General features: G+C 65.8%; 20 protein-coding genes. 11 read left to right on the plus strand and 9 right to left on the minus strand.

Translation table 11 applies throughout. The features are described 5' to 3' along the window. The first annotated feature begins 91 nt into the window (after window positions 1-91). Window positions 92-766 (plus strand): hypothetical protein, encoded by a 675-nt coding sequence (locus AC3WN8_RS17435; protein ID WP_492670734.1) that lies wholly within the window; start codon window positions 92-94, stop codon window positions 764-766. Between the two features lie 111 nt (window positions 767-877). Here AC3WN8_RS17435 and AC3WN8_RS17440 read toward each other — a convergent pair whose 3' ends face one another. The 3 genes from AC3WN8_RS17440 to AC3WN8_RS17450 form a co-directional block, all read right to left on the minus strand. Further along, a complete protein-coding gene (locus tag AC3WN8_RS17440; RefSeq protein ID WP_492670735.1) occupies window positions 878-1,378 on the minus strand; it encodes a hypothetical protein in 501 nt (166 codons plus the stop codon). Between the two features lie 48 nt (window positions 1,379-1,426). Continuing rightward, entirely contained in the window at window positions 1,427-1,810 is a 384-nt protein-coding gene (locus AC3WN8_RS17445) for a hypothetical protein (protein WP_492670736.1), read from the minus strand. Window positions 1,811-1,879: 69 nt separating this feature from the next. Then, window positions 1,880-2,773 (minus strand): LysR family transcriptional regulator, encoded by an 894-nt coding sequence (locus AC3WN8_RS17450; protein WP_492670737.1) that lies wholly within the window; start codon window positions 2,771-2,773, stop codon window positions 1,880-1,882. 76 nt (window positions 2,774-2,849) lie between these two features. On the opposite strand from AC3WN8_RS17450, the gene AC3WN8_RS17455 reads away from it, so the two are divergent. From AC3WN8_RS17455 to AC3WN8_RS17475, 5 genes are all read left to right on the plus strand, one after another. Beyond that, on the plus strand, window positions 2,850-3,458 hold the full coding sequence (locus tag AC3WN8_RS17455) for a pyridoxamine 5'-phosphate oxidase family protein (RefSeq protein ID WP_492670738.1): 609 nt from the start codon (window positions 2,850-2,852) through the stop codon (window positions 3,456-3,458). Continuing rightward, on the plus strand, window positions 3,455-3,865 hold the full coding sequence (locus AC3WN8_RS17460; RefSeq protein WP_492670739.1) for a VOC family protein: 411 nt from the start codon (window positions 3,455-3,457) through the stop codon (window positions 3,863-3,865). The genes AC3WN8_RS17455 and AC3WN8_RS17460 overlap by 4 nt, the downstream gene beginning before the upstream one ends. A gap of 122 nt (window positions 3,866-3,987) precedes the next feature. After that, window positions 3,988-4,455 (plus strand): MarR family winged helix-turn-helix transcriptional regulator, encoded by a 468-nt coding sequence (locus AC3WN8_RS17465; protein WP_492670740.1) that lies wholly within the window; start codon window positions 3,988-3,990, stop codon window positions 4,453-4,455. Next, window positions 4,452-5,798, plus strand: coding sequence for a S41 family peptidase (locus AC3WN8_RS17470; RefSeq protein ID WP_492670741.1), 1,347 nt, complete (start codon window positions 4,452-4,454; stop codon window positions 5,796-5,798). The genes AC3WN8_RS17465 and AC3WN8_RS17470 overlap by 4 nt, the downstream gene beginning before the upstream one ends. Window positions 5,799-6,012: 214 nt before the next feature. Further along, a complete protein-coding gene (locus AC3WN8_RS17475) occupies window positions 6,013-6,951 on the plus strand; it encodes a M14 family metallopeptidase (RefSeq protein WP_492670742.1) in 939 nt (312 codons plus the stop codon). A gap of 156 nt (window positions 6,952-7,107) precedes the next feature. Here AC3WN8_RS17475 and AC3WN8_RS17480 read toward each other — a convergent pair whose 3' ends face one another. Both AC3WN8_RS17480 and mgtE read right to left on the minus strand, forming a co-directional pair. Continuing rightward, window positions 7,108-7,515, minus strand: a complete 408-nt coding sequence (locus tag AC3WN8_RS17480; protein WP_492670743.1) for a DUF1489 family protein — start codon at window positions 7,513-7,515, stop codon at window positions 7,108-7,110. Between the two features lie 137 nt (window positions 7,516-7,652). Further along, on the minus strand, window positions 7,653-9,086 hold the full coding sequence (mgtE, locus tag AC3WN8_RS17485) for a magnesium transporter (protein WP_492670744.1): 1,434 nt from the start codon (window positions 9,084-9,086) through the stop codon (window positions 7,653-7,655). Between the two features lie 141 nt (window positions 9,087-9,227). On the opposite strand from mgtE, the gene AC3WN8_RS17490 reads away from it, so the two are divergent. Continuing rightward, complete coding sequence (locus AC3WN8_RS17490) at window positions 9,228-9,674, plus strand: peptidylprolyl isomerase (protein WP_492670745.1); 447 nt, start codon at window positions 9,228-9,230, stop codon at window positions 9,672-9,674. Between the two features lie 163 nt (window positions 9,675-9,837). Here AC3WN8_RS17490 and AC3WN8_RS17495 read toward each other — a convergent pair whose 3' ends face one another. Further along, complete coding sequence (locus AC3WN8_RS17495; RefSeq protein ID WP_492670746.1) at window positions 9,838-10,740, minus strand: LysR substrate-binding domain-containing protein; 903 nt, start codon at window positions 10,738-10,740, stop codon at window positions 9,838-9,840. Between the two features lie 266 nt (window positions 10,741-11,006). Between AC3WN8_RS17495 and AC3WN8_RS17500 the strand changes: the two genes are divergently transcribed. Then, window positions 11,007-13,304, plus strand: a complete 2,298-nt coding sequence (locus AC3WN8_RS17500; protein ID WP_492670747.1) for a CDC48 family AAA ATPase — start codon at window positions 11,007-11,009, stop codon at window positions 13,302-13,304. Here AC3WN8_RS17500 and AC3WN8_RS17505 read toward each other — a convergent pair. Beyond that, window positions 13,273-14,601 (minus strand): MFS transporter, encoded by a 1,329-nt coding sequence (locus tag AC3WN8_RS17505; RefSeq protein WP_492670748.1) that lies wholly within the window; start codon window positions 14,599-14,601, stop codon window positions 13,273-13,275. The genes AC3WN8_RS17500 and AC3WN8_RS17505 overlap by 32 nt on opposite strands. Before the next feature lie 119 nt (window positions 14,602-14,720). Between AC3WN8_RS17505 and AC3WN8_RS17510 the strand changes: the two genes are divergently transcribed. Continuing rightward, a complete protein-coding gene (locus AC3WN8_RS17510; RefSeq protein WP_492670749.1) occupies window positions 14,721-15,347 on the plus strand; it encodes a class I SAM-dependent methyltransferase in 627 nt (208 codons plus the stop codon). A gap of 16 nt (window positions 15,348-15,363) precedes the next feature. On the opposite strand, the gene AC3WN8_RS17515 is transcribed toward AC3WN8_RS17510, so the two are convergent. Continuing rightward, entirely contained in the window at window positions 15,364-16,530 is a 1,167-nt protein-coding gene (locus tag AC3WN8_RS17515; protein ID WP_492670750.1) for a phospholipase D-like domain-containing protein, read from the minus strand. Between the two features lie 225 nt (window positions 16,531-16,755). Between AC3WN8_RS17515 and rpoZ the strand changes: the two genes are divergently transcribed. Beyond that, the gene (rpoZ, locus tag AC3WN8_RS17520) at window positions 16,756-17,100 is read left to right on the plus strand and encodes a DNA-directed RNA polymerase subunit omega (RefSeq protein WP_492670751.1); all 345 of its coding nucleotides are present in this window, start codon (window positions 16,756-16,758) and stop codon (window positions 17,098-17,100) included. Between the two features lie 75 nt (window positions 17,101-17,175). Here rpoZ and AC3WN8_RS17525 read toward each other — a convergent pair whose 3' ends face one another. Beyond that, window positions 17,176-17,676 (minus strand): winged helix-turn-helix transcriptional regulator, encoded by a 501-nt coding sequence (locus AC3WN8_RS17525; RefSeq protein ID WP_492670752.1) that lies wholly within the window; start codon window positions 17,674-17,676, stop codon window positions 17,176-17,178. Window positions 17,677-17,796: 120 nt separating this feature from the next. Between AC3WN8_RS17525 and AC3WN8_RS17530 the strand changes: the two genes are divergently transcribed. Further along, a complete protein-coding gene (locus AC3WN8_RS17530; protein WP_492670753.1) occupies window positions 17,797-18,114 on the plus strand; it encodes a CC_3452 family protein in 318 nt (105 codons plus the stop codon). Window positions 18,115-18,145: the final 31 nt, after the last annotated feature.

The raw sequence follows: 18,145 nt of genomic DNA on the forward strand, positions 1-18,145 counted from the left end.
TTCGCGCCTCCCGTGTCGCACGCCTGCCGATGCAACCAAATGGCGACGGCACTGCTTGACGGCTCGAGCCGCAGATGATGGAACAGGCGCCGTGAGCGACGATCTTCCCACCCCCGAAACAACGACAACGGCCAAGGCGGAAGCGAAGGCGGAGGCGCGCGCCGCGGAAGCGGCGGCGATCCGGCGGCGATGGATCACGCTGGGGGAAGTGCTGGCGGTCATTGCCATCATCATCTCGGGCCTGACGCTGTGGAACAGCTGGAGCGAGCGAAGCGACAGCGCGGCGGTCAAGAGCGCCGATGCCAAGCGGGCCTCCGCGCGCGCCGCGACACTGGTCCTGATCGCGGCCGATGCCGGGGAACGTTCGCTGGCCCTGAAACCCGCCTCTGCCGAGCAGTCCGTGCAGAGCCAGAGGATCATTTTCCCGACCGCGCTGGGTGCGGCCCCCGCGGAAACGACGGGCGAACCGCGGATCGAGGCCGAATGGTTCGAACGCGCGCTGAAAAAGGCGCGCGAGGCGGCCCGCCTGCCCGACAATAGCCGCGGCGACGAGCGGTTGCCGGTGGTGATCACCACGCGCTTCCTGGTCGATGGCAAACCGCATGAGGATGTCGCGCTCTACGATATCGGCTATACGATTTCGGGCCGTTTGCTCAGCGGCCACAGCGTCACGCTTCGTGGCCTCTCCCTGGTCTCACGCGTGAAGAGCGGCGGCGCGCAGGCAGCGCTCGACGCACGCTGGCGGGGCTATTTCCCCTCCAAATAGCGCCCATCACCTGAGAGCAGGTGATCCGACGGAAGCGGGTCGCCTGCCCTGGGTATTTGTCTGAACGCGATCTTCGAGTCGTTCGATGAGTCCATCGAGCGCCAAATCACCCTAGTTGTTGTTGCATTCCCCGCCGGTGCAGCGGTCGGGATCGCCCGAACTGCTGAGCGCGAGGGCGAGGCCGCCACCGACAAGGACGGCAAGCCCGACAATCACGGCGGTGGATGTCCCGCCGGACAGGTTGTTGCGGCCCTTGGTCGGCGTCGTCCCGCCGGGGGCATAGCGCGCCGGGGTCAGCTGCTGGCCCGCGAGCGAGAATTGCGGTTGCGGTTCATCGCTCCTGAAGCCGAACTCGACCCCTTCGCCGAAGCGCCAGGCAAGGCCCCTGAGATCGCCGCCGCCGCTTCGCTGCATCGGCGCGACGGTCAGGCCAGCGCGAACGGTCCGCTTCTCACCCCTTGTGCCGCCGAGCGGAAGCCGGAAGCGCGCGCCGGCGAAGCTGCCCATCGCAACCGGGCCGGCGCCGTTCATGCGCGCCCGGTCGATCGTCTGGGCCTGGAGCGGCGCCACACAGGTCGCGGCGAGCGCCGCGACCAACATCGGTCTTTTCATAAACGATCCCCCTCTGCGACTAGAACTACTCCATATGATTTCGTTGGATCAAGCCGCCGCCGGGCCAGGCCGCAAGAGCCGGCCGCCGAGCCAGCCCAGCAGCGGCAGCGACGTCAGAAAGGTCAGGTGATACCAAAGCGGGAATCTGTCCCAGAGCGAATAATGGACGGGGACGAACAGCAGCAGCAGGATCGCCCCCGCGGCCGGCGCCGCCCATTTCGCCCTGCCCAGCCGCGCGGCGATCAAACCGCTCGCCAGCGAAGCCACGCCGCTCATCGAAAGCCGCGCGATCATCATCGCGAGGGTGAAAGTCATGGCTTTCTCGACCGCGGCATAGTCATGCCAGCCGTAGCGAAGCCCCAGGTTCAAGATCGTCACGATCACGAACCAGGCGATAACGCCCGCGATCACTCCGCCAATCAGCCTCGCCATGGTCCGCCAGCTCCGTTGCCGCCGTTCGCCGCGATCATAGGCGAAGCACGGCCAGATGGCCAACGCCGCTCACCCCCATGCCCGTTGCCGCGCTCGTTCGCGCATCGCCTCGACAAACGCCCGCACCGCCGGCATCGCCGCACGCCCGGCATCGTAAAGCAGGCTCACGGGCATCGGCGGCGGCGCATGGTCCCCTAGCACCCGCACAAGCCGGCCGGCCGCGATCGCTTCGGCCGACTGATAGCTCAGCATATTGGCCAGCCCCAGCCCCGCCTCAGCCGCGGCGATCGTGGCATCGACCGTATTGACGGTCAGGCGGGGGACGACCTCGACGATCGTGTCACCCCTTGCCCCGAACGGCCAGGCGCTGCCGACGCGCACGCCGCTGCCGACGATGCAGCGATGGGCATCGAGATCGGCAGGCGAGGCCGGAACGCCGTGTCCGGCAAGATAGGCGGGGCTCGCGACGATCGTCTGCTGCACCGATCCGATCGCGACCACGCGCAGCGCACTGTCCGCAAGCGCGCCGATCCGCACCGCGACGTCGATTCCTTCCTCGACGATGCGGACGTTGCGATCGAGCAGCATCATGCGCGCGCTCAGCCCGTCATGTGTCGCCAGCAGCGCATCGATCACCGGCAGCACATGCAGCCGCCCGAACATCACCGGCGCGGTCACATAGAGTTGCCCGCGCGGCGCCGAGCGTCCGCCCATCACGACCTGCTCGGCTTCGCGCAGGTCGGCCAGGATCCGCCGCGCGCGATCCAGAAAGGCCGCACCCTCGTTGGTGAGCGACACGGCACGGGTCGATCGGTGGAACAGCGTCACCCCCAGATGCCGTTCGAGCGCCGCCACCGCGCGGGTGATCGCGGCGGGCGACGTCCCCAGCGCGCGTGCAGCCGCCGCGAAGCCGCGTCGATCGGCCACGGCGACAAAGGCGGTCAGGGTAACGAACCGATCCATTATTCCTGAAATCGAAATAGTGATCGCCGATCATCATCGATTATCACGACAGGCGCAACGCGTTACCTTCTGCCGCATGGCACAGGCTTTTCTCCACACCATGTTCGGCCCCGGCGCCCGCGCGCTGCAGGACGCCGCGGGATCGCGCGCATCCTATGCGCGGATGGAGGGAAAGGCGGGCGAGGTGGATATGCTCACCGATCGCGAGACCGATTTCATCGCCGCCCGCGACAGTTTCTACATGGCGAGCGTCAGCGAGGATGGCTGGCCCTATGTCCAGCATCGCGGCGGCCCGGCGGGATTCCTGCGGCGGATCGCGGGCAACCGGATCGGATTTGCGGACTATCGGGGCAATCGCCAATATCTCTCGGCCGCGAACCTGGCGGCGGACGATCGCGTATCGCTGTTCCTGATGGATTATCCCAACCGGCGCCGGCTCAAGCTGATCGGCCATGCCCGTGGCAGCGACGATCCCGCGGATATCGCCGCGCTGATGATGCCCGATTATGCCGCCGAACCCGAACGTGCGTTCCTGATCGACGTGATCGGTTTCGACTGGAACTGTCCGCAACACATCACCCCGCGCTTCACCGAAGCCGAGGTCAGGCGCGGCACCCGGCCCCTGATCGACGAACTTGCGCGATTGCGCGCCCGCATCGCCGAACTGGAAGGACTCGAGTCATGACGGACAAGCTGACGAACGGTGTTCATCATATCGGCCTCACCGTGCCCGATCTCGATCAGGCGCGCGCCTTTTTCTGCGGCACCCTCGGTTTCGACGAGGTCGGGGGCGTGCCCGCCTACCCCTCGATCTTCGTATCCGACGGCGCGATCCTGCTCACCCTGTGGCAGGCGGCCGATCCGCTGACCGCCCGCGCCTTCGACCGGCGGGCCAATATCGGCCTGCACCATTTGTCCCTGGCGGTGGCCGATGATGCCGCGCTGGACGCGGCATGGGAAAGGATATGCGCGCATCCGGAGGTCGTGGTCGACGTCGCGCCCGGCCCGATCCGCCCGGGATCGGCGACGCGCCACTTCCTGGTGTTCATCCCCGGCGGCATCCGGATCGAGTTCGCCACACCCTTCGCATGAACCGGTGCGGCCCGGACCGAACGGCATCGGAAGCGGAGCCTGAGGGAGGCAGCTTCCGGGCGCTGCCAAGCCCATGGCTTGAAACCCTCGACAATATAACAGCACTGTTATAATTTCGGACAATGGCCATCACGACGCTTGGCACGTTGCTACGTCACCTCGTCGAGCTGCTCGACGGTGCGGTCGAGCAGGGGTATCGAGAGGCCGGGCTGAACTATCGTCCACGCTACACACCGATCGTCCGGGTGCTGCTGGACCAGGGGCCCAGTTCCATCCGCGCCATCGCCCGGCAGGCAAAGATCACCCATTCCGCCGCCAGCCAGACCGTCGCCCATATGGCCGATAACGGGCTCGTGATCCTGGAGATGGGTCAGGATGCGCGCGAACGCCGCGTCGCGCTTTCGCCGGCCGCGCGCGACATGATGCCTTTGGTGCAGCGCTGCTGGCGCGCGACCGAAGCGGCGGCCCGGGACCTTGAAAGCGAGCTGGAAACGCCGCTTGCCGAGGTGCTTCGCGGCGCCATTCGGGCACTCGAGAACCGGTCGTTCGGCGACCGCATCCGCGACCATTCGGAGGAGAACAGATCTTGAAATGGCCGCTGACCCTTGCCGTCATCCTCGCGGTCCATGGCGACGCGTCGCCCGCCATGGCGCAGATCCGCGCCACGCCCGTCTATAGCGCCGGCGGAACGCTCTCACCCGAGCAGAAGACGAAGGCCGTCGAGGCGATCATTGCCGCGATCGAGCGCCACTATGTCTTTCCCGATCGCGTGCCCGCGATCGTCCAGGCGTTGCGGACCGGCAATGGTGCGGGACGCTATGACACGAGCGACCCCGCGACATTCACGACGCGGATCACCGAGGACATCAGCCGCGCGGGAAAGGATACCCATCTCTACCTCGAATATGATCCGCGGCGCTTCGACGCGTTGAACCGGCCGTCGTCGAGCGAGGCGGCACCGGGCGACGATGCCCTGATGACGGCCCGGTCCCGCCGGACCCATTATGGGCTTGGCGACATACGGCTGCTGCCGGGCAATATCCGCTATCTTCGCATTTCCGCCTTCGACTGGGTCGAGGACGAGACCGGCCAGGCTTATGACGATGCCATGCGTTTCCTGAAAGGTGGCGATGCCGTCATCATCGACATCAGGGGCAATGGCGGCGGATCGCACGACGCCGTTCGCTATGCGCTCAGCCATTTCCTGCCGTCCGGCCGCCTGCTGATGACCTTTCTGGAAGCCGGCAAGGATCCGGAACAATCGCACACATTAGGCAATCTTCCCGCCGGCCGGATGATCGGCAAGCCGCTCTATGTGCTGACCGATGGCAGCACCGGCTCCGCCGCCGAGGACTTCGCCTATAGCGTGCAGCAGTTCAGGATCGGCCGATTGATCGGCGAACCCACTGCGGGGGGCGCCAACAACAACCGGTTCCTGCCGATCCCGCCCGGATTCCTCCTCAGCGTCTCCTTCGGACGGCCGGTCCATGCGGTCAGCAACGGCAATTGGGAGGGGACAGGGGTGATACCCGATCTCCGGATCGCCACGGCGGGCGCGCTCGACAGTGCCGAGCTGCAGGCGCTGGACGGGCTGATCGCCGGCGTCGGCAGCGATGCGGAACGCCGGGCGGAATATGACTGGGCGCGCGTCGCCGTCGAGGCCCGGCTCCACCCGGTCGCACTTGCGGATGCATCGCTTCGTCCCCGGGCAGGGCAATATGGCGAAGCGATCGTGGACTATCGCGACGGCGCATTGTGGCTGCGGACGCGGCCGGGCGCCCCGACGCGGCGGATGCTGCCGCTCACGCCCGACGGGCACCTCTTCGCGCTGGAAGGGCATGAGATGCTGCGGGCGCGATTTGAAGGTGCGAATCTGGAAACATTGTGGCGCGGGGTGCCGACGCCGCGCGTCTATCCGCGTTCCGGACGCTAGGGCAGGCTGCGATCCGACGGAAGCGGATCGCAGCCTGCCCTAGCTGTTTGTTTTAACGCGATTTTTCGAGTCGTTCGATGATTCCATCGAACTACAAATCGCTATAGACGGGTGCCGGGGCGGGTGGACTCACGCACCGGCGCGCGTTCCTGCTTGCGATCCGTCCCGATCCGATGCCATCACGCGCTCCACGAACAATGGGTCTGGATGCTGAATGACGAATAAAGGCTTTTATCCCGTGGGCACCCCCGGCCAGCCCTGGGGCGAGGATGAACTCAACCAATGGCGCGCGCGGCAGCCGCGCCAGCGCCGCTATGACGAGGAGGTCGTGCCGCGCATCGAGGCGCTGGCCGACCGCTACGAGAAGATCGCCTATGGTGAACTCGATTATGCCGGCGAAACCTATACGCTGCTTGCCTTGCGCGATCGCGCGTTCGACCCCGCGCTGCCGACCGCTTTGGTGACCGGCGGCGTGCATGGTTACGAAACCAGCGGCGTCATGGGCGCACTCGACTTCCTCGAGACGCGCGCGGCCGCCTATGCCGGCAAGGTCAATCTGCTGGTGGTGCCGTGCGTCAGCCCATGGGGGTACGAACGCATCAATCGCTGGAATTACGACGCGATCGATCCCAACCGCAATTTCCGGGCCGATGGTCCGGCGCGCGAAGCCACGGCGCTGATCGCGCTGGTGCGATCGGTGGAGCATCCGTTCCTGATGCACATCGACCTGCACGAGACCACCGATAGCGACGAAGGGGAATTCCGCCCCGCGCTGGCCGCGCGCGACGGCAAGACCTTCGAGCCAGACCTTATTCCCGACGGTTTCTATCTGGTCGACGACAGCGAAAACCCGCAGCCCGCGTTCCAGCAGGCGATCATCGCGGCGGTCGAAGAGGTGACCCATATCGCCCCGCCCGATGAAGATGGCGAGATCATCGGTTCACCCGTGGTCGCGCATGGCGTGATCGAATATCCGCTGACAAAGCTCGGACTGTGCGGCTCCATCACCGGTGCGCGCTTCACAACGACCACCGAGGTCTACCCCGACAGCGCCCGTGCCACGCCCGAAGAATGCAACCGGGCACAGGTGACCGCCGTGTGCGCGGCGCTGGATCATGCGCTGGCGCAGGTCGAAATCGTCGCGCCGGCCTGAATCGCCTTCGATTCAATATCTTGAGCGCTTCCTGACCGAAAAACCGGTTCCCACCCCCGCCTTCGCGGGGGCAGGCTTTTTTCGGGAAGCGCTCTAGGTGTTTGCTTAACCGCGATTTTCGAGTCGTTCGATGAGTCCATCGAACTACAAATCGCTCTAAATAAGCGCGAGCGTCGACAGCTCGCCGCGCAGCGCGGCGGGCAGGTCGCCCAGCGCGCCGTGGGTGTCGTCGATATCGGCGGGCGCGTCGTCGCCCGCCAGATAGCGCCAGCCCTGATGCGCGCGGCGCGGCCGTTCCAGCACCGGCACCAGCCGCGCATCGACCAGGATCTTCCAGCGTCGCTCATGCTCCATCTCCTCGAAGCCGAGGATTTCCTGCCGCGCGACGAGCCGGTGCTTGATGATCCAGTAGAGCGAGCCGCCGATCAGTTCAGAGTGGCGCGTCGGGCGATTGCGCGTCGTCACCACCGCCACTTCATTCTCGGCACGCGCGGCGATGCGTTCCGCCAGGATTTCGAGCGATGCGCAGCCGACCGCGACCTTGGTGATGTTGAGCGGAGCCATGGACCTCATTTGGCCGTGCGGACGCCGCGGTTCAAGTCGGCGCGGCATACGACCAGATTTTCTCTGTTTGCCGCGATTTTAGCTGCGCTGGCCTGCGGTTCGAGTCGTTCGATGAGTCCATCGAACTGTAAATCGCTCTAATGGACGACGCCGCTTGCACTGGCGAGGCCGAGAAAGACGAGGAAGCCCATCGAATCGGTCATCATCGTCACGAAGACCGACGATGCCACCGCCGGGTCGGCATCGAGCTTTTCCAGCGTCAGCGGGATGAGCACGCCGGCCAGGCCGGCGATCATGATATTGGCCAGCATCGCCGCGGCGATGACGCCGCCGAGCAGGGGGTTGGTGAAGACCAGCGCCACGCCGGTCCCGATCACTGCCGCGACGGTAAGGCCGTTGAGCACCGCCACGCGGATTTCGCGCCGGATCGTCCGCCAGGTGTTCGACTGGGTCAGCTGATTGGTGGCGAGCGCGCGGACGGTGACCGCCATGGTCTGCGTGCCGGCATTGCCGCCGACGCCCGCGACGATCGGCATCAGCGCGGCGAGCGTCACCATCTTGCTGATCGTGCCTTCGAACAGGCTGATGATGGTGGCGGCGACGAGTGCGGTGCCGAGATTGGCGATCAGCCAGCGGACGCGGCTTTTGTAACTGTCGAAGACCGGTTCGTTGATGTCGCCTTCGCCGGCGCCCGACAGCTTGAGGATATCCTCACCGGCTTCTTCCTGGATGATGTGGACCACGTCGTCGACGGTGATCATGCCGACCAGCCGGCCGGCGCCGTCGATCACCGCCGCGGAGATCAGCGCATATTTCTGGAAGCGGAGGGCGACTTCCTCCTGATCCATGTCGACCGGGATCAGCGTCTGTTCGCGCTTCATCACGTCTGAGATCGCGATCGATCGCGGCGTGCGCAGGATCCACGACAAGGCGCAGGCGCCGACCGGCTTGTGGCCGGTATCAACCACGAAGATCTCCCAGAAGTCGGTGGTCAGATCCTCGTTCTTGCGCAGATAGTCGAGCACGTCGCCGACCGTCCAATGTTCGGGCACCGCGATCAGTTCGCGCTGCATCAGGCGGCCGGCGGTCTCCTCGCCATAGCTCAGCGCTTCCTCGATCGCCGCGCGATCGTCGGGCGCCAGCGCGCGAAGGACGGCGCGCTGGTCGTCCTCCTCCATATCCTCGATGATCGCGACAGCGTCGTCGGTGTCGAGTTCGCCCGCGATCTCGGCGACTTCGTGCGGGTCGAGCGCGTCGATCAGGTCCTCGCGGACCCAATCGTTCATTTCGGCGAACACGTCGGCGTCGAGCAGGTCGGAGACGGCGGCGGCGAGCGCGCGGCGTTCCTCGGCCGGAGTCAGCTCGAACAGATCGGCGATATCGGCGGGATGGAGCGGCGCGACCAATGCGCGCGCACCTTCCGAATCACCCGATTCGACGCGCTCCAGCACCGCGCTCACGAATTCGGGCTTCAGCCGGTCGTCGGCGTCCAGGCTGGTTTCCGGCGGACCGGTCTCGGGACCGTCCTGATCATGCCCGGGCGGCGGCGGGTTCAGCTCGTCAAGGCTCATGCGGTTCTCCGCCGGATCGTGCCGCGATCCCGGTGCCCTAGGCGGTCTGGGCGGATCAGGCAACCGCCGCCGCACCCCCTTCCGCTTCTTAGCGATGGCCCTATATGGGCGTTTCTTTTTGGACTCGATGGAGCTCTAGTCATGGCCGACACGCTTACCCTCACGCTCGACGGCGGCGATGTCGTCATCAAGCTGCGCCCCGATCTTGCCCCCGGGCATGTCGAGCGCATCGTCACGCTTGCGAATGAAGGCTTCTACGACGGCGTCGTCTTTCACCGCGTGATCCCCGGCTTCATGGCGCAGGGCGGCGATCCCACCGGCACCGGCATGAGCGGTTCCAAGCTGCCCGACCTGAAGGCGGAGTTCAGCCGCGAGCCGCACGTCCGTGGCGTCTGCTCGATGGCGCGTGCGCAGAATCCCAACAGCGCGAACAGCCAGTTCTTCATCTGCTTCGACGACGCCACCTTCCTCGACGGCCAGTACACCGTCTGGGGCGAAGTGACGGAAGGCATGGAGCATGTCGACGCGCTGCCCAAGGGCGAGCCGCCGCGCGAGCCCGGCAAGATCGTCAAGGCCACCGCAGCCTGACACGCCGGGGTTCGATTCCGCTGGATCGTCCCCCCGCATTCTTTCCGATGCTTCACGGAAAAGCTGGATTCCCGCGTTCGCGGGAATGACAGTGTGAAAGCCATCCGGACGAATAAATACGTCATCGGCGCTCCGGTTCTGGCTGGAGCGCCGATGATTGCGTTCAGATGCCGGCGGCTTCCACGTCGCCGCCGAACAGCCCCACCAGCCAGTCGTGGAAGATCCGCACCGGACGCATGTCGAGCGCGCGCGGGCGGCAGGCGAACCAGTAGCTGTACGGGCTTTCGACCACATGATCGAACAGCCGGACCAGCCGGTCGTCCTGCGCGTCGGCAAGATGGCTTTCGAGCATGAAGGCGACGCCGAGCCCGGCGGCCGCGGCCTCGAGGATGAGCTGGCCCGAATCATATTGATCGATCGACAGCGGCGTCAGATCGGGCATGCCGATCGCGGCGCGATAGACGTCGAAGGTCTCCGCCATGTCGCGGTGGATCAGCACCGTCGTGCGCGCGAGATCCGCGGGCGTGCGGATCGCGTCCGGCCCCTCGGTCGTCGCGCGGCTGGCGATGGGGCAGATCAGGTTGCGGCCGAGCCGACGCGCGTAAAGCGCAGGATCGATCTCACGCGCGAGCGGGATCGCGACGTCGAGCCCCTCGCCGAGCCGCGACAGGCTGTGCGCCGCGGTATCGATGTCGAGATGGAGCCCGGGATGGCGCGCGCGCAGCTCGGGCAGATGCGGCATCAGTTTCTGCGAGGCGAACAGCGGCAGGATGCCGAGCCGCAGGCGCATCACATCGGCGCTGTTCGACATGCCCTCGATCGCGAGCGACAGCATGTCGATCGCCGGCGCCACCTGATGAAGCAGCTTTTCGCCATCCTCGGTCAGCGCGAGCGACTGATGGCGGCGGTGGAACAGCGGCTTGCCGAGAAAACGTTCGAGCGCCTGGACCCGCCGGCTGAGCGCCGGGGAGGACAGCGACAGATCCTCCGCCGCGGCCTTGATCGAGCCGAGCCGCGCGACCTGCAAAAACGCTTCGAGCGCCGTCAATGGTGGCAATCGCCGCATTTCAGATCCCAGGCCTGTCCAGTCCGTGCTTTGTAGCGCGTGTGTATCAGGAATCTATGAGTGCATTCTTTGCAATCATCAATTGTCTTTTCGCACTTGCACAATTTTGTACCGCAACGCAAATTGATCCTGCCTTTCAGGCATCCTCTCCTAAAACTTTCAAAGGCCGGTCCTTCGGGATCGGCCCTTTTTTTATGTCCGGGGTCGCAAGCCCGGAGCCCTGCCCCTATCTTTCGGTTTCGAACCGATCGAGGGAGCGCATGATCATGGCCGACACAGAGACCGGACATCGTATCCAGGTTGCCAATGCCCGGCCCGAAGACAGCGGCCGCGGGCTCGCCCGCCTGTCACGCGCGGCGATGCAGACACTGGGCCTGGCCGAAGGCGACGTCATCGAGATCGTCGGCAAGCGCGTGACACCGGCCCGCGCAGTCGGCCCCTATCGCGAGGATGAAGGGCTGGACCTGATCCGGCTGGACGGTCTGCAGCGCGCCAATGCCGGCGTCGGATCGGGCGACTATGTCGAGATCCGCAAGAGTGAATCGCGCCCGGCACAGCGCGTCGTGTTCGCACCTGCACAACAGAATCTGCGGCTGCACGGGTCTCCAAATGCGCTCAAGCGCAGCTTTATCGGCCGTCCGCTCGCCGCGGGCGACACCGTCGCGACCGCCGGGCAGCAGCAAGTCGATCAGGGCGCGATGCCGGCCCAGCTTCGCCAGATGCTGGCCGCCCCCGCCTATGCGCTCCAGGAGATCCGCCTGGCAGTGATCTCGACCGTGCCCAAGGGGGTCGTCCATATCGATCCCGACACCGAGGTCGAGCTGCTCCCCGAATATGCCGAGCCCAAGGATTCGCGCCGCGCCGACGTCACTTATGACGATATCGGCGGCATGGCAGGCACGATCGACCAGCTTCGCGAGATGGTCGAGCTGCCGCTGCGCTATCCCGAACTGTTCCAGCGTCTGGGCGTCGACCCGCCGCGCGGCGTGCTGCTCCATGGCCCGCCGGGCACCGGCAAGACGCGCCTCGCGCGCGCCGTCGCCAATGAAAGCGATGCCGAATTCTTCCTGATCAACGGTCCGGAGATCATGGGCTCCGCCTATGGCGAGAGCGAGAAGCGTCTGCGCGACGTGTTCGAGCAGGCGACCAAGGCCGCACCCTCGATCCTGTTCATCGACGAGATCGATTCGATCGCGCCCAAGCGCGGCCAGGTGCAGGGCGAGACCGAGAAACGGCTCGTCGCGCAGCTGCTGACGCTGATGGACGGGCTCGAGGCGCGGGTGAACCTGGTCGTCATCGCCGCGACCAACCGGCCCGAGGCGATCGACGAGGCGCTGCGCCGCCCCGGCCGGTTCGACCGCGAGATCGTCGTCGGCGTCCCCGACGAACGCGGCCGCCGCGAGATCATGGGCATCCATACCCGTGGCATGCCGCTGGGCGACAAGGTCGATCTGGGCGAACTGGCGCGGATGACCTACGGATTCGTCGGCGCCGACCTGGCCGCGCTGGCACGCGAGGCCGCGATCGAGGCGGTGCGCCGGATCATGCCCCGGATCGACCTGTCCGAAGGATCGATTCCCGCCGATGTGCTCGACGACCTGTCGGTGACGTGGGAAGATTTCATGGCCGCGATCAAGCGCGTCCAGCCGTCCGCGATGCGCGAGGTGATGGTCCAGACCCCGACCACGCGCTGGGAGGATATTGGCGGCCTGGACGATGCACAGGAACGGCTGAAGGAAGGCGTCGAGTTGCCGCTCAAGGATCCCGACGCGTTCCGCCGGCTCGGCATCCGCCCGGCCAAGGGCTTCCTGCTCTATGGTCCGCCAGGCACCGGCAAGACCCTGCTGGCGAAAGCGGTCGCGCGCGAGGCGCAGGCCAATTTCATCGCCACCAAATCGTCGGACCTGCTCAGCAAATGGTATGGCGAGAGCGAACAGCAGATCGCCCGGCTGTTCGCGCGCGCGCGGCAGGTGGCGCCGACGGTGATCTTCTTCGACGAACTCGACAGCCTGGTCCCCGCGCGCGGGGGCGGGATGGGCGAGCCGCAGGTGACCGAACGGGTGGTCAACACCATCCTGGCCGAGATGGACGGGCTGGAGGAACTCCAGTCGGTCGTCGTGATCGGGGCGACCAACCGCCCCAATCTGGTCGACCCGGCACTGTTGCGCCCCGGCCGCTTCGACGAGCTGATCTATGTGCCCGTTCCGGAAGAAGGCGGGCGGCGGCGCATCCTGGCGATCCACACCGCCCGCATGCCGCTGGCCGACGATGTCGATCTCGACAAGATCGCCGCGCGGACCGAGCGTTTCACCGGTGCCGATCTGGAGGATCTCGTCCGTCGCGCGGGCCTGTCGGCGCTGCGCCAGTCGATCGACGTGCAGCAGGTGACGATGGACCATTTCGAGACCGCGCTCGACGACACGCGCGCGTCGGTGACGCCCGAGATGGAACAGGAATATGAGACCATCGCGTCCAAGCTGAAGCAGAATGCGATGAAGCTCGATCCGATCGGCTTCGTCGCGCCGGGCATGCTTACGCCTCGGGGCCCGAAGGGCGCAGACTGAACCAGGCGTAGATCATCAGCAGGACGAGCGCGGCGGCCGCGATGCCATAAGGCAGCGGCCGCCACAGTTCGTACAGGCCGACGCCCAGCGACGGCCCGAGCACGAAGGCGGCACCGTTGATCGCGGTGGTCTTGCCCGCGACCGAGCCCTGTTCGTTCGGCCCGACCGCCAATGACGACCCGGCGGTGAAACCGGGCCGGATAAAACCGAACCCCAGCGACGACAGCGCATAGGCGGTGGCGACACCGTGCAGCGAATCGGCGAAGCCGAGCAGCACGCACCCCGCCGCGGACAGGCCGAGGCCGATCAGGATGAGTGCGCGCGGCGCCAGGTTGAGGATCGGAATCAGCCCCCATTGCGCAAGCAATGCGGCGCCCGCGCCCATCATCAGCACCAGCCCGGTGGACTGGAGCGCATCGCTCAGCGTTCCGCCGAGCCGGTCGATCAGGAGGAAACCGATCGTCTGTCCGGTCATCGCCTGGGCATGGCCCATGATCAGCCCGACGAGCATCCAGGGCAGGATGCGCGGATCGCGCAGCCGGACCTCGCGCGAGGGGCCCGCCATCGCCGCGGCCACGCTTGCACCCGAGGATTGCCCGCCGATGGTCGGATAGGCGACGGCGGCGCCGCGCGCATCGTCATCCCCGTCCGCGGCCGGCCGATCGTCGGGCAGCAATTTGGCGGCGGCGACGACGACGACGATGCCGACGATGGTGAAGACAAAGGCCGGCCCCGCCATCGTCACCACCGGCAGCAACAGATAGGGCGAGAGCGCCGGACCCAATATGGTGCCGAGGCCGAAGGCCGATGCGAGCAAGGTGAGCGCCTTGGTCCGCTCAGCCCGGCTGGTACGCGCGGCCACCATGGCCTGCGCAGCGGGCGGCGTCGCCGATCCGAACGCGCCGTAGATCAACCGGCCGACGATGAACGACAGAAAGGCCGCGGCCGGGCTGATCCAGCCGAGAATGCCCGCCGCGAGAAACAGGCCGCAGGCCAGGGTCGAGATCGTGAAGCCGATCATGCCGGTGATCACCAGCCGGCGCTGGCCATAAAGATCGAGCCGCTTCGCCCAGAAGGGCGCCGCGAACACCCAGATCGCGGCCGAGACCGAAAAGGCGGCCGCGACCGCGCTGTCCTGCACGCCGAGCGACCGGCCGAGCGCGGGCAGCACCGACTGCATCGCCGTGTTCCCCGCGGCCACCGTCAACATGACGACGAAGAGCAGCCCGAAATCGCGCCTGCGCGCGCCATCGTCCCCCCCGGCCGCCGCGGTGCCCCCTGTCCGATTCGCGCCCATATGGCCTGATAGTGCGCCGGACCGGCTCGTGGAAGGACAGGCTTGGCCCTAGAGATGCTTGAACATGACCGGTTTATTTGCGACTGCCATTGTTTCGATATTGGTCCAAAGGGGATTACATGACCGCATCATCCGCAAAGACCGGGCGCAAGCTTCCCGCCTGGATGCGGCATGTGACGCGACGAACCGGCCCGCTGGCGATGTTCTTCAAGGGGTTCCTGAAGCATCCCGTGATGGTCGGATCGATCATCCCCTCCTCCGACGTGCTGATCGCCAAGATGCTCGGCCAGGTCGACTGGGCCAACACCAAGATCTTCGTCGAATATGGACCGGGTGTCGGTACCTTCTGCCGACCGATCCTCAAGAAGCTGCCCAATGACGCGAAGCTGATCGCGATCGACACCAATCCCGATTTCATCGCCTATCTGACCGACGAAATCCCCGATCCGCGCTTCTTTCCGGTGCTCGGCTCGGCGACGGACGTACGGCGCATCATTGCCGAGCATGGCGGCGAATTCGCCGATTACGTGCTCTCGGGCCTTCCCTTCTCGACATTGCCGACGGGCGTCGGCCCGACGATCGCCGAAGAGACCGCGGCCGCGATCCGCCCCGGCGGCACGTTCCTCGTCTATCAGTTCTCACCCAAGGTGCATGATTTCATCGCGCCGCATTTCCCGCGCATCGACCATGCGATGGAATGGTGGAACATCCCCCCGGCGCAACTCTACTGGGCGTGGAAGGACTAGGACCCGTTCCGACGGCTCAGTCCAACCCGAAATTAAGCCGGCGCGTCACCGTATAGTCGGCGACGCCGACCACCAGATAGGACAGCGCCCATTTCAGGCGGTTGAGGAAGCCGCCATTCGCGCGGTGGATTTCCGGCGTGATCCGTTCGCAATCGGCGAGTTCGGCCTCGAAAAAGGCCCGCATCCGCGCGGCGAAGGCCGCATCGTCGATCCTGAGCATCAGTTCCAGATTGAGGAACAGGCTGCGCATGTCGAAATTGGCCGATCCGATATAGGTCAGATCGTCGATCACGATCAGCTTCATATGCAGCTTTGCCGGCACATATTCGTAGACCTCGACATTCCGGCGCAGCAGCCCGCCATAGAGGAAGCGCGCCGCGCCGACCGTCGCGCCATTGTCGGAGATGCGCGCGGTGACGATCCGCGACCGGCCGCCACGTTTCACCACGCGCTTGATCCGTTTGAGCATCGAGCGGCCCGGCGAGAAATAGGCCTCGATCATGTCGACCGAGCCGGCATGTTCCAGATCATGCTTCACCGACCGCGCCCAGGCGCTCAGGCGGCGCGTCGGCCCGCCGAGCAGCCATCTGAGCGTCCCGCCCGAATGATGCATCGTGCGCAGCAGCTTGCGCAGGCGGCGCAGGCTCGGCCGTTCGAGACGCGCCCAGATCAGCAGCGCATCGAAATAGCGCGACAGCCAGTGCACGGCGGGGCCGCTGATCTCGAGCCCGAGATCGTGCCAGCCGCCGGCCGCCCGCGACCGGAAATAATCGTCGGCGATGTTGAAGCCGCCGATGATCGCGGCGCGGCCGTCGGCGATCGCCATCTTCTGATGATTGCGCAGCAGGTAACGCCGGCCGAAGCGCGGCATGAATCGGCAACAGTCGCAGCCGGCCTCCGCAAGCGGCGCGAAGAAGCGCGCGGGCGTATCGCTGCTGCCGAAGCCGTCGACGATCAGCGACACTGCGACGCCGCGGTTGATCGCGTCGAGCAGCGCCTCGCGCACCGCATGGCCCGAGGCATCGGCCTCGAAGATATAATAATAGAGCTTGAGACTGGTCTTCGCGCCCGCGATCAGCGCGATCAGCGCCGCCCAGCTCGCGGGACCGTCGACGACCAGTTCGAACCGGTTGCCATCCAGCGCAGGGACGTCGTCGATCATGCTCGGGGCCGCCAATGCCATGGTGCGATTCATGGGTCCATGGGGCGCCGAGGGCAAGGGAAAAGCCGCATTTCCTTGACATCGGGCATGGTCGTCGCTACCTCGCGGCCTTTCCGATATCAGCATAGCCTGCCTTGCCTGGATTGCAGCGAGACAGGCTGTGCTTATTGCTTGTTTTCCGTGGTTTCCGAATCATCGGATGAGATCATCCGACGTGAAATCGCCTAGAGGATTGGTGGAGCGACTATGGCGCGCGTAACTGTCGAGGATTGTGTCGACAAGATTCCCAACCGCTTCGATCTGGTGCTGCTCGCGGCGCAGCGCGCACGGCAGATCTCGGGCGGCGCGGAGCTGACCATCGATCGCGATCGCGACAAGAATCCGGTCGTCGCCCTGCGCGAGATCGCCGACGAGACCGTGCATCCCGCCGATCTCAACGAAGCGGTGGTTTCGAACCTGCAGCGCGTCCAGATCGACGACGACGATGTCGCGGACGAGATCGGTTCGCTGAGCCAGTCGGCCGAGGCACTGCGCCTGACCGCCGCCGCGCCGCCGCGCAACCAGAATCTCGGCGCCGACTACGACGGCTAAGCCGGTGCTGCGCCGCCGTCCTTGGGGCGGCGGTCGCGCATTTCATACTTGATGTGATTGAGTGGCGCTGGCGGCTTATTCGGCCGCCTGCGCCTCTTCTTCGCGCGACATGCTGAGCGGGCGCACTTCCTCCGCCTGACGCCAGCACAGATCCTGAGCCCCGAGCACGCGATCGTCATGCGCGCGGATGGTGACCGGCCGGATCGGCTGATGATCCCGCTCGTCGACGAGCACGGGCGTCGAGGGAATGCCCGAGCCCCATTGTTCGCCCCATTGCCGAAGCGCGATCATCGCGGGCAGCAGCGCCAGCCCCTTTTCGGTCAGCCGATATTCGATCTTGCGGCGATCGTCGGGGCAGGGGTTGCGCATCAATATGCCGTGATCGACGAGCCGCGACAGCCGGTTCGCCAGGATGTTGCGGGCGATGCCGAGTTCCGACTGGAATTCCTCGAAATGATAGATGCGGTTGAACGCAGCGCGCAGGATCATGAACGACCAGCGTTCGCCCATCGCCTCCAGCGCCACAGGCAATCCGCAATCCTCGGCAATCAGTTTGAGCGGTTCTCTCAATCCCATGGCGACGCAGCCTAACCCAAAAAAACCGGTCGCGCAAAAAATATAAGTTTTACGTTGCAACTAAAAATCTAGTTTGATAAGTAGTGATTCGCAACCTAATTCGACCGAAAGGGCCTCCCCATGCTCCGCCTCTCTTCTCTCATCGCTTCCGCCGCCGGGTCGGTGCTGCTGCTCGGCGCGACCGCCGCCAGCGCGCAACCCGCCAGCGTCTTCTATTCGGCCAAGCCGGTCGCCGCGTCCGCCGCGACCAAGCTCGTCGTGCGTGACACCGTCTGGAAATGCGGCGACGGCGGCTGCGTATCGACCAGCAGGGGCAAGAGCCGCGCCGCATTCGTCTGCGAATCGCTCGTCAAGGAAGTCGGGCAGATCGAATCCTTCCGCGCCGGCGCCGAGGAGTTCGACGCCGACGCTCTCGCGAAATGCAACGCCAAGGCGTGATTCGGTTTCGGTACCGCCTCTTTCAAACGGC

It is taken from the genome of Sphingobium sp. FW305-3-2-15-F-TSA7 (assembly GCF_058787155.1).

Coding starts and splice junctions, on each gene's coding strand:
- AC3WN8_RS17440 (WP_492670735.1), bottom strand. CDS start 1,378: ATGAAAAGACCGATGTTGGTCGCGGCGCTCGCCGCGACCTGTGTGGCG.
- AC3WN8_RS17445 (WP_492670736.1), bottom strand. CDS start 1,810: ATGGCGAGGCTGATTGGCGGAGTGATCGCGGGCGTTATCGCCTGGTTC.
- AC3WN8_RS17450 (WP_492670737.1), bottom strand. CDS start 2,773: ATGGATCGGTTCGTTACCCTGACCGCCTTTGTCGCCGTGGCCGATCGA.
- AC3WN8_RS17455 (WP_492670738.1), top strand. CDS start 2,850: ATGGCACAGGCTTTTCTCCACACCATGTTCGGCCCCGGCGCCCGCGCG.
- AC3WN8_RS17460 (WP_492670739.1), top strand. CDS start 3,455: ATGACGGACAAGCTGACGAACGGTGTTCATCATATCGGCCTCACCGTG.
- AC3WN8_RS17465 (WP_492670740.1), top strand. CDS start 3,988: ATGGCCATCACGACGCTTGGCACGTTGCTACGTCACCTCGTCGAGCTG.
- AC3WN8_RS17475 (WP_492670742.1), top strand. CDS start 6,013: ATGACGAATAAAGGCTTTTATCCCGTGGGCACCCCCGGCCAGCCCTGG.
- AC3WN8_RS17480 (WP_492670743.1), bottom strand. CDS start 7,515: ATGGCTCCGCTCAACATCACCAAGGTCGCGGTCGGCTGCGCATCGCTC.
- mgtE (WP_492670744.1), bottom strand. CDS start 9,086: ATGAGCCTTGACGAGCTGAACCCGCCGCCGCCCGGGCATGATCAGGAC.
- AC3WN8_RS17490 (WP_492670745.1), top strand. CDS start 9,228: ATGGCCGACACGCTTACCCTCACGCTCGACGGCGGCGATGTCGTCATC.
- AC3WN8_RS17495 (WP_492670746.1), bottom strand. CDS start 10,740: ATGCGGCGATTGCCACCATTGACGGCGCTCGAAGCGTTTTTGCAGGTC.
- AC3WN8_RS17500 (WP_492670747.1), top strand. CDS start 11,007: ATGGCCGACACAGAGACCGGACATCGTATCCAGGTTGCCAATGCCCGG.
- AC3WN8_RS17505 (WP_492670748.1), bottom strand. CDS start 14,601: ATGGGCGCGAATCGGACAGGGGGCACCGCGGCGGCCGGGGGGGACGAT.
- AC3WN8_RS17510 (WP_492670749.1), top strand. CDS start 14,721: ATGACCGCATCATCCGCAAAGACCGGGCGCAAGCTTCCCGCCTGGATG.
- AC3WN8_RS17515 (WP_492670750.1), bottom strand. CDS start 16,530: ATGGCATTGGCGGCCCCGAGCATGATCGACGACGTCCCTGCGCTGGAT.
- rpoZ (WP_492670751.1), top strand. CDS start 16,756: ATGGCGCGCGTAACTGTCGAGGATTGTGTCGACAAGATTCCCAACCGC.
- AC3WN8_RS17525 (WP_492670752.1), bottom strand. CDS start 17,676: ATGGGATTGAGAGAACCGCTCAAACTGATTGCCGAGGATTGCGGATTG.
- AC3WN8_RS17530 (WP_492670753.1), top strand. CDS start 17,797: ATGCTCCGCCTCTCTTCTCTCATCGCTTCCGCCGCCGGGTCGGTGCTG.